This is a genomic window from Pseudomonas sp. NPDC096917 (assembly GCF_044762555.1).
In the GTDB taxonomy this organism is placed as follows: Bacteria; Pseudomonadota; Gammaproteobacteria; order Pseudomonadales; family Pseudomonadaceae; genus Aquipseudomonas.
Map to the genome: position 1 here is coordinate 43,979 of NZ_JBIWEO010000019.1, position 13,675 is coordinate 57,653.

Annotated in this window: 16 protein-coding genes and 1 pseudogene; 7 read left to right on the plus strand and 10 right to left on the minus strand. The window is 57.4% G+C overall.

The genetic code is table 11. The annotated features are described in order from the left end of the window. Window positions 1-4 precede the first annotated feature (4 nt). Window positions 5-955 (plus strand): RHS repeat-associated core domain-containing protein, encoded by a 951-nt coding sequence (locus ACIQYF_RS19760; protein ID WP_402865193.1) that lies wholly within the window; start codon window positions 5-7, stop codon window positions 953-955. Window positions 956-980: 25 nt separating this feature from the next. Here ACIQYF_RS19760 and ACIQYF_RS19765 read toward each other — a convergent pair whose 3' ends face one another. Continuing rightward, complete coding sequence (locus ACIQYF_RS19765; RefSeq protein WP_402865195.1) at window positions 981-1,628, minus strand: HAD family hydrolase; 648 nt, start codon at window positions 1,626-1,628, stop codon at window positions 981-983. Between the two features lie 22 nt (window positions 1,629-1,650). Continuing rightward, complete coding sequence (locus ACIQYF_RS19770; protein ID WP_402865197.1) at window positions 1,651-2,199, minus strand: gamma carbonic anhydrase family protein; 549 nt, start codon at window positions 2,197-2,199, stop codon at window positions 1,651-1,653. 172 nt (window positions 2,200-2,371) lie between these two features. Between ACIQYF_RS19770 and prlC the strand changes: the two genes are divergently transcribed. Together prlC and ACIQYF_RS19780 are read left to right on the plus strand one after the other, a co-directional pair. Beyond that, window positions 2,372-4,423: an oligopeptidase A gene (gene prlC, locus ACIQYF_RS19775; RefSeq protein ID WP_402865199.1), complete on the plus strand. Its 2,052-nt coding sequence runs from the start codon at window positions 2,372-2,374 to the stop codon at window positions 4,421-4,423. Further along, window positions 4,420-4,698 carry a YheV family putative zinc ribbon protein gene (locus tag ACIQYF_RS19780; RefSeq protein ID WP_095027602.1) on the plus strand — a complete coding sequence of 93 codons (279 nt, stop codon included), beginning with the start codon at window positions 4,420-4,422 and terminating at the stop codon, window positions 4,696-4,698. Before prlC ends, ACIQYF_RS19780 begins: the two co-directional genes overlap by 4 nt. Window positions 4,699-4,760: 62 nt before the next feature. Here ACIQYF_RS19780 and ACIQYF_RS19785 read toward each other — a convergent pair whose 3' ends face one another. From ACIQYF_RS19785 to oscA, 5 genes are all read right to left on the minus strand, one after another. Next, on the minus strand, window positions 4,761-5,741 hold the full coding sequence (locus ACIQYF_RS19785) for a sulfate/molybdate ABC transporter ATP-binding protein (protein ID WP_402865202.1): 981 nt from the start codon (window positions 5,739-5,741) through the stop codon (window positions 4,761-4,763). A gap of 3 nt (window positions 5,742-5,744) precedes the next feature. Beyond that, window positions 5,745-6,617: a sulfate ABC transporter permease subunit CysW gene (cysW, locus tag ACIQYF_RS19790; RefSeq protein WP_402865204.1), complete on the minus strand. Its 873-nt coding sequence runs from the start codon at window positions 6,615-6,617 to the stop codon at window positions 5,745-5,747. 13 nt (window positions 6,618-6,630) lie between these two features. Then, window positions 6,631-7,452, minus strand: a complete 822-nt coding sequence (gene cysT, locus ACIQYF_RS19795) for a sulfate ABC transporter permease subunit CysT (protein WP_402865206.1) — start codon at window positions 7,450-7,452, stop codon at window positions 6,631-6,633. A 90-nt stretch (window positions 7,453-7,542) separates the two neighbouring features. Next, window positions 7,543-8,556, minus strand: a complete 1,014-nt coding sequence (locus tag ACIQYF_RS19800; RefSeq protein WP_402865208.1) for a sulfate ABC transporter substrate-binding protein — start codon at window positions 8,554-8,556, stop codon at window positions 7,543-7,545. A 64-nt stretch (window positions 8,557-8,620) separates the two neighbouring features. Further along, on the minus strand, window positions 8,621-8,803 hold the full coding sequence (gene oscA, locus ACIQYF_RS19805) for a sulfur starvation response protein OscA (protein WP_019411821.1): 183 nt from the start codon (window positions 8,801-8,803) through the stop codon (window positions 8,621-8,623). Between the two features lie 332 nt (window positions 8,804-9,135). On the opposite strand from oscA, the gene ACIQYF_RS19810 reads away from it, so the two are divergent. Beyond that, complete coding sequence (locus tag ACIQYF_RS19810) at window positions 9,136-9,405, plus strand: TIGR02647 family protein (protein WP_402865210.1); 270 nt, start codon at window positions 9,136-9,138, stop codon at window positions 9,403-9,405. A gap of 187 nt (window positions 9,406-9,592) precedes the next feature. Then, window positions 9,593-10,867, plus strand: a pseudogene (locus tag ACIQYF_RS19815) (class I adenylate cyclase); the annotation flags it as partial. Between the two features lie 78 nt (window positions 10,868-10,945). Here ACIQYF_RS19815 and rnk read toward each other — a convergent pair. From rnk to cyaY, 3 genes are all read right to left on the minus strand, one after another. Continuing rightward, window positions 10,946-11,359 (minus strand): nucleoside diphosphate kinase regulator, encoded by a 414-nt coding sequence (rnk, locus tag ACIQYF_RS19820; RefSeq protein ID WP_402865212.1) that lies wholly within the window; start codon window positions 11,357-11,359, stop codon window positions 10,946-10,948. A 152-nt stretch (window positions 11,360-11,511) separates the two neighbouring features. Further along, window positions 11,512-11,718: a DUF1289 domain-containing protein gene (locus ACIQYF_RS19825; RefSeq protein WP_402865214.1), complete on the minus strand. Its 207-nt coding sequence runs from the start codon at window positions 11,716-11,718 to the stop codon at window positions 11,512-11,514. Between the two features lie 2 nt (window positions 11,719-11,720). Further along, complete coding sequence (cyaY, locus tag ACIQYF_RS19830; protein ID WP_402865216.1) at window positions 11,721-12,053, minus strand: iron donor protein CyaY; 333 nt, start codon at window positions 12,051-12,053, stop codon at window positions 11,721-11,723. 205 nt (window positions 12,054-12,258) lie between these two features. Here cyaY and ACIQYF_RS19835 point away from each other — a divergent pair, with 205 nt between their 5' ends. Further along, on the plus strand, window positions 12,259-12,414 hold the full coding sequence (locus tag ACIQYF_RS19835; RefSeq protein ID WP_010656736.1) for a lipoprotein: 156 nt from the start codon (window positions 12,259-12,261) through the stop codon (window positions 12,412-12,414). A 9-nt stretch (window positions 12,415-12,423) separates the two neighbouring features. Beyond that, a complete protein-coding gene (lysA, locus tag ACIQYF_RS19840) occupies window positions 12,424-13,671 on the plus strand; it encodes a diaminopimelate decarboxylase (RefSeq protein WP_402865219.1) in 1,248 nt (415 codons plus the stop codon). Window positions 13,672-13,675: the final 4 nt, after the last annotated feature.

The window sequence follows — 13,675 nt, forward strand, 5'->3', positions numbered from 1 at the left end:
TGCCATGGCTGATCAACACTACACCTACGATCCACTGGATCGCATTGTCGCTAGCGGACAGGGAGCTAAAACGGTCTCTCAGCGGTTTTACAACCAGAAACGACTCGCCACTGACATTCAGGGCACATCAACCCGCAGTGTGTTCGAGACGGGGGCATCCCTGCTCGCGTTTCATCAAGCCGACGTTAACAGCCGTGAAACCCGCTTGCTGGGTACGAACGTTCAACGGTCGGTGCTGGAAGTGGTTGCGCCACATACCACCCAAACGATTGCCTATACACCTTACGGCAGCCATTCGTCCTCTGAAGCCAGGCTGAGTGTGTTGGGCTTTAATGGCCAGCGCCCCGACCCGTTGACCGGGCATTATTTATTGGGTAACGGTGTACGGGCTTACAACCCTGTCTTAATGCGCTTTAACAGCCCAGATGTTTTGAGCCCGTTTCAAGAAGGCGGAATTAATACTTATGCTTATTGCGGGGATGATCCTGTTAATTACGAGGATCCTTCGGGATATGTGTTCATGCGTTTTTTTCGAAGTATTTTCGGCAATACTTCAAACCGCAGAAACAGCGTGCAAGAACTTCCTACTGCAAGCGGTGTCCAGAATGTGATCGCCGGTACACCAATACCCCGGGCGAGTCGCGATGTTTTAAATAGGGCAGACGATGTGCCAGCGCGGCTGCCTGGACGCAGTGTTCAAGATAGTGCTGGGCAAGTGATGGATCCCCTACCGACTTATCCCCAGATAGCAGAGGATTATTTGCCTACTTATGCTGAAGCTAAAGCTGCACAATCAAGAGTTAAAGTTGCACGATCAAGATCTCGAGTTGACCAGTTTATGGCACAGGGTCCAGATGCTACGCGTCCATTCAGGTTTCCAGTAGACACAAGTTATATCGAGAATATCAATACTATTAACCAATTCAGAAACGGTTTTGTTAGAAGTGGGCGGTAGCATCTAGCTGTTCACCAGGCTTTTGTCAGTTTTTAAACGCCTGATGCAACTGCGCCAAGGTTTCAAAGTGGTACGTGGGCGTGTGCGAGCTCAGTTCTTCAAAGCTGCCAAAGCCGTAGCCCACGGCCGCCGCGTCCAGGCCGTTTTCGCTGGCGCCGATGAGGTCGTGCTTGCGGTCGCCGATCATCAGGGTGTGCGCCGGGTCCAGCCCTTCTTCGGCCATCAGGTGAGCAATCAGCTCGACCTTGTTGGTGCGTGTGCCGTCCAGTTCGCTGCCGTAAATCACTTTAAAGTGCTTGGCAAAGTCAAAGTGCCGGGCGATTTCGCGGGCGTAAATCTGCGGCTTCGAGGTGGCGATGAACAGCTGGCGACCCTGCCCGACCAGTTCTTCCAGCAGCGGCGTAACGCCGTCAAATACTCGGTTTTCGTACAACCCGGTGACCGAAAAACGCTCGCGGTAATAATCTACAGCTTTCCAGGCTTGGGCTTCGCTGAACGAGTAGAACTCCATAAAGGCTTGCAACAACGGCGGGCCGATAAAGTGTTCGAGTTTGCTCAGGTCAGGCTCATCAATGCCCATTTTGCTCAGGCCGTACTGAATGGAGCGGGTGATGCCCTCGCGTGGGTCGGTGAGGGTGCCGTCGAGGTCGAACAATACGTTTTGATACTGCATGCAGGGCTCCAAAATAGGCGGCTTAAACGGGCTGGTCGTAACCTTCGGCCAAGTGCTGGTCTTTGAGTTTTACGTAGTTGCCAGCGCTGTAGGTAAAAAAGGCTTTCTCTTTTTCAGTCAGTTCACGCACTTGTTTGACCGGGCTGCCGACATACAGAAAGCCGCTCGCCAACCGCTTGCCCGGTGGTACCAGGCTGCCGGCGCCGACGATCACGTCGTCTTCAATCACGGCACCGTCCATCACGATGCTGCCCATGCCGATCAAGATGCGGCTGCCCACGTTGCAACCATGCAGCATGACTTTGTGGGCGATGGTCACATCATCGCCGATCAGCAGCGGGAAACCCTCGGGGTTGAATGGCCCGGCGTGGGTGATGTGCAACACGCAGCCGTCTTGCACGCTGGTGCGGGCACCGATGCGGATGCGGTGCATATCGCCGCGAATCACGGTCAATGGCCAGATTGAACTGTCGGCCCCGATCTCGACGTCGCCAATCACGACCGCCGAGCGATCGATAAAGGTGCGTGCGCCCAATAAGGGTGTGTGCTGCTGGAACGGACGGATGGACACAAATAGCTTCCTTCTTTAGCAGTAATAGGGCGTTACAGGGCTGCGGTCTGTGGTGATTGTAATTAAGATGGCCGTGGGTCTGCTGACGTTTCATTACACGTTAAGTCAGTGGTTCAAATTTTGCTGTGAAACCTCAACAGATCCTTAATTTCTTCTAGCCAAGGTGCCAAACGTGAGCGAGAACAACCCTCTATTGCAGCCCTACGACCTGCCGCCGTTTTCGGCGATCCGTCCTGAGCACGTACAGCCGGCCATCGAGCAGATCCTCGCGGACAACCGTGCTGGCATTCAAAAGATCCTCGCTGATCAGGGCAAGAACCCGACATGGGACGGTCTGGTGCTGGCGATGGACGAGTTGAACGACCGTCTGGGCGCTGCCTGGAGTCCGGTCAGCCACCTTAACGCCGTGTGCAACAGCAGCGAACTGCGTGATGCCTATGAGGCGTGCTTGCCTGCGTTGAGCGCCTACTCCACCGAGATGGGCCAGAACCGCGAGTTGTTCCAGGCCTTCGAAGCCCTGGCGCACAGCCCGCAAGTGGCTGACTTTGACCAGGCGCAAAAAACCATTCTTGAGCACTCGCTGCGCGATTTCCGCTTGTCGGGTATTGATCTGCCAGAAGCCGAGCAGAAGCGTTATGCCCACGTGCAGAGCAAACTCTCGGAGCTGGGCAGCAAGTTCTCTAACCAGTTGCTGGACGCGACTCAGGCCTGGACCAAGCACATTACCGACGAAGCCGCACTGGCGGGCCTGACTGACTCGGCCAAGGCCCAAATGGCCGCCGCTGCACAGGCCAAAGGTCTGGATGGCTGGTTGATCTCGCTCGAATTCCCAAGCTACTACCCGGTCATGACCTACGCCGAAGACCGCGCCCTGCGTGAGGAAGTCTACGCGGCGTACTGCACCCGTGCGTCGGACCAAGGCCCCAATGCCGGTAAGTTTGATAACGGCCCGGTGATGGAGCAAATCCTCGATCTGCGCCAGGAACTGGCCAAGTTGCTGGGCTTCGGCAGCTTTGCCGAGCTGAGCCTGGCGACCAAAATGGCTGAGACTCCGGATCAGGTGCTGACCTTCCTGCGTGATCTGGCCAAGCGCACCAAGCCGTTCGCGGCCCGCGACCTTGAGCAATTGCAAGCCTATGCCAGCGAGCAAGGCTGCTCGGAATTGAAAAGCTGGGACACAGGCTTCTTCGGCGAGAAACTGCGCGAGCAACGTTACAGCGTGTCTCAAGAAGCACTGCGCGCCTACTTCCCGATCGACACCGTGCTGGATGGCTTGTTTGCCATCGTGCATCGCCTTTACGGGATCGAAATTGCCGAGATCAAAGGCTTTGACACTTGGCACCCGGATGTTCGCCTGTTCGAAATCAAGGAAAACGGCGAGCGCATCGGGCGCTTCTTCTTTGACCTGTATGCTCGCGCCAACAAGCGCGGTGGTGCATGGATGGACGGCGCGCGCGACCGTCGCCGCACAGCGGCTGGCGTGTTGCAGAGCCCGGTGGCCAATCTGGTGTGCAATTTCACGCCAGCGGTATCAGGCAAGCCTGCGCTGCTGACCCACGACGAAGTGACGACCCTGTTCCACGAATTCGGCCACGGCCTGCACCACATGCTGACTGAAATCGAACACGCAGGCGTGTCCGGTATCAACGGCGTGGCGTGGGATGCGGTCGAGTTGCCAAGCCAGTTCATGGAAAACTGGTGCTGGGAGCCCGAAGGTCTGGCGCTGATTTCCAGCCACTACGAAACCGGCGAAGCACTGCCTAAAGACCTGCTGGACAAAATGCTTGCGGCCAAGAACTTCCAGTCAGGGCTGATGATGGTTCGCCAGCTGGAGTTCTCGCTGTTTGACTTCGAACTGCACGCCACCCACGGCGATGGCCGCGGTGTGGCGCAGGTGCTGGACAGCATTCGCGATGAAGTCTCGGTGATGCGTCCACCGGCGTACAACCGCTTCCCCAACAGCTTCGCGCATATTTTTGCGGGCGGTTACGCAGCGGGTTACTACAGCTACAAATGGGCTGAAGTGTTGTCGGCGGATGCCTTTTCGCGCTTCGAAGAAGAAGGCGTATTCAACCCACAAACCGGCAAGGCATTCCGTCAGGCGATTCTGGCGCGGGGTGGCTCGCTGGCACCGATGGAACTGTTCAAGGACTTCCGTGGCCGTGAGCCGTCAATAGACGCCCTCTTGCGCCACAGCGGTCTGACCGAGGATGCGGCAGCATGAGTGATGCACCGGTAAACGTGACAAAAAAACGCTTTATCGCCGGGGCTGTTTGCCCGGCGTGCAGCGAGCCCGACAAGTTGATGATGTGGAACGAAGACGAAGTGCCGCACCGCGAATGCGTGGCCTGCGGTTACTCCGACACGCTGAACGAGCAAGGCCTGTCGGTGCCCAAGGAATTGGGTACGCGGGTCAATACCTCCGCGCTGAAAAAAGCACCGGACCCCAAAGTCCAAGCGGTGCAGTTCTTCCCTAATCCGAAGCTGAAAAAGCCTTAAAAGACAAAAGCTAAAAGCCCATCACCCTCTCCCTTCGGGAGAGGGTTGGGGTGAGGGCGTTTTCAAGCCTTCTGCCACACCTTCGGCTTAAAGAACAACGTCTCGCCACGGGCCAGTTCGGTGAGGCTGTCGTGGTCTTTGACCACTTCAACTTCGATCAGCTCGTTTTGACCTTCAACCTTCAACGTCACCCGGGTCGTGGCGCCCAGTGGGCGGATGTCACGCACTTGTGCTGCGTGGTGGTCTTCGAGTTCGTGACGTGACAACGACACTTCGTGCGGACGGAACAGCACGTGCTGGTCTTCGCCGATGTGCAGGCGGTTAGAGTCGCCCAGAAAGTGGTACACGAAATCGCTGGCGGGGTTTTCGTAGACTTGCCCCGGCGAACCAATTTGCTCGATCACGCCTTTGTTCATGACCACGATGCGGTCAGCGACTTCCATCGCTTCTTCCTGGTCGTGGGTCACGAAAACTGAGGTCAGGTTGATGTCTTCGTGCAGGCGTGCAAGCCAGCGACGCAGTTCTTTACGCACCTTGGCGTCGAGGGCGCCGAACGGTTCGTCGAGCAGCAGCACTTTGGGCTCGACCGCCAAGGCGCGAGCCAGGGCGATACGCTGGCGCTGACCGCCAGAAAGCTGCTCGGGGTAGCGGTCGGAGAGCCAGTCCAGCTGCACCATGTTCAGCAGTTCATGGACTTTTTCTGCGATGCGGCTTTCATTCGGGCGCTGGTTTTTGGGCTTCATGCGCAGGCCGAAAGCCACGTTGTCAAATACCGTCATGTGACGGAACAGCGCGTAATGCTGGAACACAAAGCCGACGTTGCGATCACGCACGTCATGCCCCGAGACGTCTTCACCGTGGAATACGATGTTGCCCTGATCGGGGGTTTCAAGGCCCGCGATGATGCGCAACAACGTGGTTTTGCCACAGCCCGACGGGCCGAGCAGGGCCACCAGCTCGCCGCTTTGAATGTCCAGGTTGATGCTGTTCAGTGCCTTGAAGGCATTGAAGTTCTTGCTGACGTTACGGACTTCGATCGACATGGTTTATTCCTCCGCGGCGCTGGCGCGCAGGCGGTTAATACGGGATTCGCTCCACTGCTTGAGCAGCAAGATGAAGAGCGCCAGGATCAGCAACAGGGTGGCCACAGCGAAGGCGGCGACGTGGTTGTATTCGTTGTAGAGGATCTCGACGTGCAGCGGCAGGGTGTTGGTTACCCCGCGAATGTGCCCGGAAACCACCGACACTGCGCCGAATTCGCCCATCGCACGCGCCGTACACAACACAACGCCGTAGATCAGGCCCCATTTGATGTTGGGCACGGTCACATGCCAGAACATCTGCCAGCCGTTGGCCCCCAGCAGGCGTGCAGCTTCTTCTTCCTGGGTGCCCTGCTCTTGCATCAGCGGGATCAGTTCACGGGCCACGAAGGGCACGGTGACGAAGATGGTGGCCAGCACGATACCCGGCAAGGCGAAGACGATCTGGATGTCGTGGTCTTGCAGCCATTGTCCGAAGAAGCCTTGCGCGCCGAACATCAGCACGTACACCAGACCGGCAATAACGGGCGAGACCGAAAATGGCAGGTCGATCAGGGTGACCAGGATACTTTTGCCACGAAAGCTGTATTTGCTCACGCACCACGCGGCGCTGACGCCGAACAGCAGGTTGAGTGGCACCGAAATGACCACTGCGATGATGGTCAGCTTGAGGGCCGACAGTGCGTCAGGCTCAAGAATTGCGTCAAAGAATGCACCGAAACCCAGCTTCAGGCCCTGCGACACCACGATGAGCAATGGCAGCAGCAGAAAGACAATGAAGAACAACCAGCCGAGAGCGATCAGCACCCGGCGTGAACCCGGGCTGCCCCGGCGGGCGGCGTTGGCGGCAGACGCCGCGCTTACTGTTGAACTGGACATGCGCTGGCCTCCTTCAGGATGGGGTTTCGATGCGGCGCTGAATCAAGTTAATGATCAGCAGCAAAATGAAGGAAACCACCAGCATCATCACGCCAATGGCGGTCGCGCCGGTGTAGTCGTACTGGTCGAGCTTGACCATGATCAGCAGCGGCAAAATCTCGGTTTTCATCGGCATATTACCGGCGATGAAAATCACCGAGCCGTACTCGCCAACACCCCGGGCGAAGGCCAGCGCAAAACCGGTCAACCAGGCGGGCAGCAGAGCCGGCACCAGGATGTAGCGGAACACTTGCAGTGGCTTGGCGCCGAGGCAGGCCGCGGCTTCTTCGACTTCACGCGGAATGTCAGCCAACACCGGTTGCACGGTACGCACCACGAACGGCAGAGTGACGAACGTCAGTGCCAGGGTGATACCCATCGGGGTGTAAGCGATTTTAAAACCCAGGTCGGTGGCGAGCTGTCCGATCCAGCCGTTTGGGGCGTACAGCGCGGTCAGTGCGATACCGGCCACGGCGGTCGGCAGGGCAAACGGCAGGTCGATCATCGCGTCGATAATCTTGCGACCGGGGAAGGTGTAACGCACCAGGACCCAGGCCAGGACGGTGCCGATTACGCCATTGATAATGGCGGCGACGAAAGCAGTACCAAAGCTTAGCTTGAGCGCAGCCAACACCCGCGGGGCGGTGATGATGGCCCAGAACTGGTCCCAAGTGAGTTGGGCGGCATGCACGAACATGGCGGCCAGCGGTATAAGCACAATGAGGCTGAGGTACACCAAGGTGTAGCCCAGCGTCAGCCCGAAGCCGGGTATGACGGGGGAGATACGACGTGACATAAGAGTCCTTGGTTAACGCACGAAGCCCGCAACTCAGTCGCGGGCTCTATGTTCTAGCTTTAAGCGCGACTTGACGTCGCGCCCCACAGGTTATTGCGCCTGGTAGATCTGGTCGAACACGCCACCGTCATTGAAAAATTTCGGCTGCGCAGTTTTCCAGCCGCCGAAGTCTTTGTCGATAGTCACAAGATCCAGTGTCGGAAATTGTTTGGCGTATTTAGCGGCAACGTCCTTGTCGCGAGGGCGGTAGAAGTTCTTGGCGGCGATCTCCTGACCCGCCGGGCTATACAGGTGTTCGAGGTACGCCTTGGCGATCTCGGAGTTGCCTTTTTTCTCGGCGTTTTTGTCGACTACAGCTACCGGTGGCTCAGCCAGAATCGACAGCGAAGGCACGACGATCTCGAATTTGTCAGCGCCGCCGTCTTCTTTCAGTGCCAGGAAGGCTTCGTTTTCCCAGGCCAGCAACACGTCACCCTGACCGTTGTTGACGAAGGTAATGGTCGAGCCGCGGGCACCGGTGTCCAGTACCGGAACGTGCTTGAACAACGCTTTGACGTACTCTTTGGCTTTGGTTTCGTCGCCGCCGTTGGCTTTCAGGCCGTAGGCGTAGGCCGCGAGGAAGTTCCAGCGAGCGCCGCCGCTGGTTTTTGGGTTCGGGGTAATGACCGAAACGTCATCCTTAACCAGGTCGCCCCAGTCCTTGATGCCTTTAGGGTTGCCTTTGCGCACCAGGAAAACGATGGTCGAGGTATAAGGCGTGCTGGAATCCGGGAGGCGGGTTTGCCAGTTTTCCGGCAGCGAGCCTTTGTTCAATTTGGCGATTTCGTCGATGTCACCGGCCAAGGCAAGGGTCACGACATCTGCGCGCAAGCCATCGATCACGGCGCGAGCTTGTTTACCCGAGCCGCCGTGAGATTGCTGGATTTTGACGTCGTCGCCCGGGTGGCTTTGTTTCCAAAAGTGGGTGAATTCGGCGTTGTAATCCTGATACAGCTCGCGGGTCGGATCGTAAGAGACGTTGAGTAGTTCGTAATCTTTGGCTACAGCGGAGCCAGCAAAAATGGCACTGGCCAGCGCGGCCAAAGCGTAACGGCGTAGGGACATAGGTGAGGCTCCAAAGCTTTTCTAGTTTTTATGAGCGCACCCAGGCGAGTGCGCTTTAAGCAAATCAATTGTTTTTTTGGCTAGGGTTCTGCAGACGGAATTTTTCTTTACGTTCGATCTGAACCACTTGTGCGTTGTGCACCGTGATTTCCACGGCACCAAAGCGCAGGTCTCGTAGCGCGCTCTGGATTTCCCGCAGAATGGTGGCTTCGTCCTGGCCGTCAACGCTACGCAGAGATGCGCTCATGGTGTGCTCCTGAAAATATTGGGTGCCGACTGAGGTGCTGGCTTGGGAGCAATAGTAGTGAGGCGCGATTATTCTTAAAAATACTATTTAAGAATGTTTATATAACTGGAAAATCAATTTCCAAGGGGCGTGCGTAATCGCTGCCAAGGTGTTCATTTGTTCGCGCGCGCAATTGAAGACTGCGGCTACACTCCAATAGCCTCGTCAGAGCTACAACGCGGGGCAGGTACGACATGCTGCTTTGCAAAGGTCTGAACTGTCACTGGACAGTCGGCGTGAGTGAGATCACCTTAGAGCAGTTGTCGTCTTTTCCTGCATAGCCTGGAGTTTTTATGTCGTTTACCCCTGAGTTGGTTGCCGAACTGGAAGTCCTAGCACTGTTTGATCTGGAAAGTACTCTTGAGGGCCTGAAGATTCATCAAACTGCCAATCCGGCACTGGTTGCGGCAGCACAGCGTTTGTATGACAAGGATCTGATCAATCAGCCCGATGGTGGCTACCTGACCAGCCTGGGCCGTGATGCGGCTGAGCATGTCCAAGGGTTGCTGTTGATTTTGAATTCAGAGTCCAAGTTGGGTGAAAAACTGGCAGAACTTGCCTGATAGTCATGCCATGCCCACGGAATCTCATCGCTCAATGATTCCGCGGGCACACTCTTTCCCCCGCCCATTGTTCAGATACGTAAAAAATCTGACGTCAAAAACACATTCGCTCTAAGACTTTCCTACAGCTGGCTGTAAACTCTCCTCCCCTTCTCTTTCTCGCTTGGCGAGCCGGTCTGAGTTTGCCATGACGCGCCCTTTTGAAGTACGGCCTGCTCTGAATGAGGGAATCGACCGACAGATTCTCCATCAGCTGCGTGGGCGATTTCTGGCTGTCAATCAGGGCCGTCTGAGCCGAGCGATGGCGGGTTTGACGCCCTGTCAGCAGACGGTACTGAGCCTGCTGGCGCTGCTGTTTCATGTGAATCATCGGTTGTTGCCCGGCTATGTGTCGGACCGCACGCCTGCCGGGGTATCGGGCTATGCGCCTGATGCGCCGACGCTTGAGAAGGCGCAGGCCCTTGCGCCTGAGTTGACTTACCTACCCGCCCCGGACGCGCCGCAGCCAATCCACGGCCTGTATTTGATGGGCAGTCTCGGCACGTTGGCCCAGAACGACAAGAGCGATATGGACGTGTGGATTTGCCACGCCCCGGATCTGGATGAAGGCGCCTTGGCGGCGTTGCACCAAAAGTGCCATCAACTGGAACGATGGGCGGCGAGCCAAGGCTGCGAGGCGCACTTTTTTTTGATTGATGCACAGCGTTTTGCGCAAGGCGAGACTGCAATGAAAGGGCGCGAACACGAGGGTGCGACCGCGCAGCATTCGTTGCTGCTTGATGAGTTTTATCGCACCGCTATCTGGCTGGCGGGGCGCACTCCGCTGTGGTGGTGGGTGCCGGTGCGTGAGGAGGCGCGCTATGTCGAATTTACCAGCGCCTTGCAGGCACAGTCCTTTATCAGCGCCGATGAAGTCATTGATCTCGGGCATTTGGCGCACATCGCGCCGAGTGAATTTTTAGACGCTGGGCTGCGGCAGTTGTTCAAAGGCATTGAGTCGCCCTACAAGTCAGTGCTCAAACTGCTGCTGATTGAGGTGTATGCCAGCGAGTACCCGCAGGTCAATTGCCTGAGCCTGGGGTTTAAGGGGGCGGTGTACAGCAATCAACTGGACCTCGATGAATTGGACCCGTATGTCATGGTGTACCGGCGTATCGAAGACTATCTGCTCGCCTGTGGCGATGTGCAGCGGCTGGAGTTGGTGCGTCGCAGTCTGTACCTGAAGGTCAATCGCAAGCTGACGGGGCATGCGGCTCACGGTGGCGCGCAGTGGCAACGCCAGTTGCTGGAGCGCTTGACCACTGAATGGGGCTGGGATGCGCAGCAATTGGCGCGGCTGGACAATCGCTCGAACTGGAAGAGCGGCCCCGACAGCCGAGAGCGTCTGGCGTTGTCACGCGAGCTCAATGGCAGTTACCGTTTCTTGAGTCGGTTGGCTCGCAATGAGCCTGCGCTCAGGTTGCCCGTCAGCGTGGATTAAGGCATTGGGGCAGCGCTGCAACGCCGAGCGCTACCGTTGATCCTGATGGTGCGGGGAGGCTTAAAGGTCGTAGTGGCCAGATGCTTCTGGCTGGTATTCAACTTCGATCAGTTTGAGCTTGAGGGTTTTGCCGCCCGGCGCTGGCCAGTCGATGTGTTGCCCGGCATGCAGGCCCAGCAGTGCGCTGCCGACAGGTGCCAAAATCGAAATCTTGCCCTCGTCAGCGTTGGCGTCCTTCGGATAAACCAGGGTCAGGTGGTAGTCCTTGCCGCTGCTTTCTTCGCGGCAGTGCACGCGCGAGTTCATGGTCACAACGCCTGCCTGCACTTCTTCGTGGCCGACAAGGTTTTCGGCTCGATCCAGCTCGGCTTGCAGCGCAGCAACACCGGGTGCTGTGTCGTCGAGGCTGTCGATCAACTTCTCCAGACGTTGTACGTCCAGGCGTGTGAGGGTGATGGCGGGTGAGTTACTCATGACCTGGCAGACTCCTTTTTTCTGCACGGAAAAGCAAAACCCCGCCGAAAAATGGCGGGGTTTTGACCAGCCTCGTTAGCGCGAGGCGAACCCGGACACTACCACAGCAAAATAAATACACAAGCCAGGTGGGGTTAATGCACAGCGTTGGATCAACCTTTGCGTTGCCGGGCCTGTTCGCAAATCACCCGGCGCCGCTGGTCATCTGCCGAGCGCCACTCGCGAATATCTTCGACGTGGCGAAAACAGCCCAGGCAGACTTTGTGTTCATCCAGCCGGCAGGTGCTGATGCAAGGGGACGGCACTGCCGGACTGACGTTGCTGTAGAGCGGTTTTGCGGGTTTAGCAGGGGGATTCACAATCAAATCTCGTCAAAATCCAGGTCAGCACCTGTGTGTTCCAGTGTCAGGCGTTGCACCATTTCGCTGAGCAGTTCCTCAGACGTATCGCAGATCCAGCGCGAGGAGTCCTCATCGTAGTCAAAGTGGAAGCCACCGCTTTTAGCGGCCAGCCAAAGCTGTCGCAACGGTTCCTGGCGGCTGAATATCAATTGGGCTCCGCCTTCAAACTTAACCGTCAGAACACCGGCTGAGTTCTCCAGATCTACATCCAGGCCACTCTCGTCAAAAACGTCTTCCAGCTGTTGCTGGGTTGCATCGACCAGATCGTGAAAACGGGCTTCAGTCAAACTCATGGTGGAACCCTCTTATTGTCTAGTCATGCTCGGATCTCGCAAGATACGGGCGCTCCAGGCCGATTGCAAACCCTAAGACTGCCCGCCGGCAAGTCACCACTGATTATCCAGACAGGCGCCCGCGCTCAAGCCGCATGCCGCATAGGCAAGCTGGTAGGTGCTCGGTATACTCGGGCGCAATTAATGCTTTTCAAAGGATTTCGCCATGAAGCGCCTGATCTCTTCTATTGCTGCGCTCGTCGCGGTTGCTTGCCTTGTTTCTGCCTGTGGTCAAAAAGGACCGCTGTATCTGCCCGATGACAGCCAAAACCCTGATGACCAAGCTAAGTCTTCGCAATCTCAAGCGCACAAGCACCAATAAGGGAACACCATGGACGCTTTTAATTACCGGGACGGCGAGCTGTTCGCTGAAGGTGTTGCGCTGACGGCCATCGCCGAGCGCTTTGGCACGCCGACTTACGTGTATTCCCGGGCGCACATTGAGGCGCAATACAACGCTTACGCCGACGCGCTGAACGGTATGCCGCACCTGGTGTGTTTCGCGGTAAAGGCTAACTCCAACCTGGGTGTACTCAATGTCCTGGCGCGTTTGGGCGCTGGTTTTGACATTGTGTCGCGCGGCGAACTGGAGCGTGTGCTGGCCGCTGGCGGTTCGGCAGACAAGATCGTTTTTTCGGGCGTCGGCAAGACCCGTGACGACATGCGTCGCGCCCTGGAAGTGGGCGTTCACTGCTTCAACGTTGAGTCCACCGAAGAGCTCGAGCGCCTGCAAGTCGTTGCCGCCGAACTGGGTGTCCGTGCGCCGATCTCGCTGCGGGTCAATCCGGACGTGGACGCGGGTACTCATCCGTACATCTCCACCGGCCTTAAAGAAAACAAATTCGGTATCGCCATCGCTGACGCAGAGGATGTGTACATCCGCGCTGCGCAGTTGCCGAACCTCGAAGTGGTCGGCGTCGATTGCCATATCGGCTCGCAGCTGACCACCCTCGAACCGTTTATCGACGCGCTCGACCGCCTGCTGGCGCTGGTCGATCGTCTAGGCGATTGCGGCATTTACCTGCGTCACATCGACCTCGGTGGTGGATTGGGCGTGCGGTATCGTGATGAAGAGCCGCCATTGGCCGCGGATTACATCAAGGCTGTGCGTGCGCGCATCGAGGGCCGTGATCTGGCGCTGGTGTTTGAGCCGGGCCGCTTTATCGTGGCCAACGCGGGCGTGCTGCTGACTCAGGTCGAGTACCTCAAGCACACCGAGCACAAAGACTTCGCCATCGTTGATGCGGCAATGAACGACCTGATTCGCCCGGCGTTGTATCAAGCCTGGATGGACGTGACCGCGGTTCGCCCGCGTGACACCGAAGCCCGTGCTTACGACATCGTGGGCCCGATCTGCGAGACCGGTGACTTCCTGGCCAAAGACCGCCAGTTGGCGCTGGTTGAAGGTGATCTGCTGGCGGTGCATTCGGCCGGTGCGTACGGCTTTGTGATGAGCTCGAACTACAACACCCGTGGGCGCGCTGCCGAAATTCTGGTGGATGGCGACAAGGCGTTTGAAGTGCGTCGCCGCGAGACCGTTGCTGAGTTGTTTGCTGGCGAAAGCCTGCTGCCGGAGTGAGCCC

Bases quoted from the DNA above. Each gene is read 5' to 3' on its own strand.
- ACIQYF_RS19760 (WP_402865193.1), top strand. From the start codon at position 5: ATGGCTGATCAACACTACACCTACGATCCACTGGATCGCATTGTCGCT.
- ACIQYF_RS19765 (WP_402865195.1), bottom strand. From the start codon at position 1,628: ATGCAGTATCAAAACGTATTGTTCGACCTCGACGGCACCCTCACCGAC.
- ACIQYF_RS19780 (WP_095027602.1), top strand. From the start codon at position 4,420: ATGAGTGATGCACCGGTAAACGTGACAAAAAAACGCTTTATCGCCGGG.
- ACIQYF_RS19785 (WP_402865202.1), bottom strand. From the start codon at position 5,741: ATGTCGATCGAAGTCCGTAACGTCAGCAAGAACTTCAATGCCTTCAAG.
- cysW (WP_402865204.1), bottom strand. From the start codon at position 6,617: ATGTCCAGTTCAACAGTAAGCGCGGCGTCTGCCGCCAACGCCGCCCGC.
- cysT (WP_402865206.1), bottom strand. From the start codon at position 7,452: ATGTCACGTCGTATCTCCCCCGTCATACCCGGCTTCGGGCTGACGCTG.
- ACIQYF_RS19800 (WP_402865208.1), bottom strand. From the start codon at position 8,556: ATGTCCCTACGCCGTTACGCTTTGGCCGCGCTGGCCAGTGCCATTTTT.
- oscA (WP_019411821.1), bottom strand. From the start codon at position 8,803: ATGAGCGCATCTCTGCGTAGCGTTGACGGCCAGGACGAAGCCACCATT.
- ACIQYF_RS19810 (WP_402865210.1), top strand. From the start codon at position 9,136: ATGTCGTTTACCCCTGAGTTGGTTGCCGAACTGGAAGTCCTAGCACTG.
- rnk (WP_402865212.1), bottom strand. From the start codon at position 11,359: ATGAGTAACTCACCCGCCATCACCCTCACACGCCTGGACGTACAACGT.
- cyaY (WP_402865216.1), bottom strand. From the start codon at position 12,053: ATGAGTTTGACTGAAGCCCGTTTTCACGATCTGGTCGATGCAACCCAG.
- ACIQYF_RS19835 (WP_010656736.1), top strand. From the start codon at position 12,259: ATGAAGCGCCTGATCTCTTCTATTGCTGCGCTCGTCGCGGTTGCTTGC.
- lysA (WP_402865219.1), top strand. From the start codon at position 12,424: ATGGACGCTTTTAATTACCGGGACGGCGAGCTGTTCGCTGAAGGTGTT.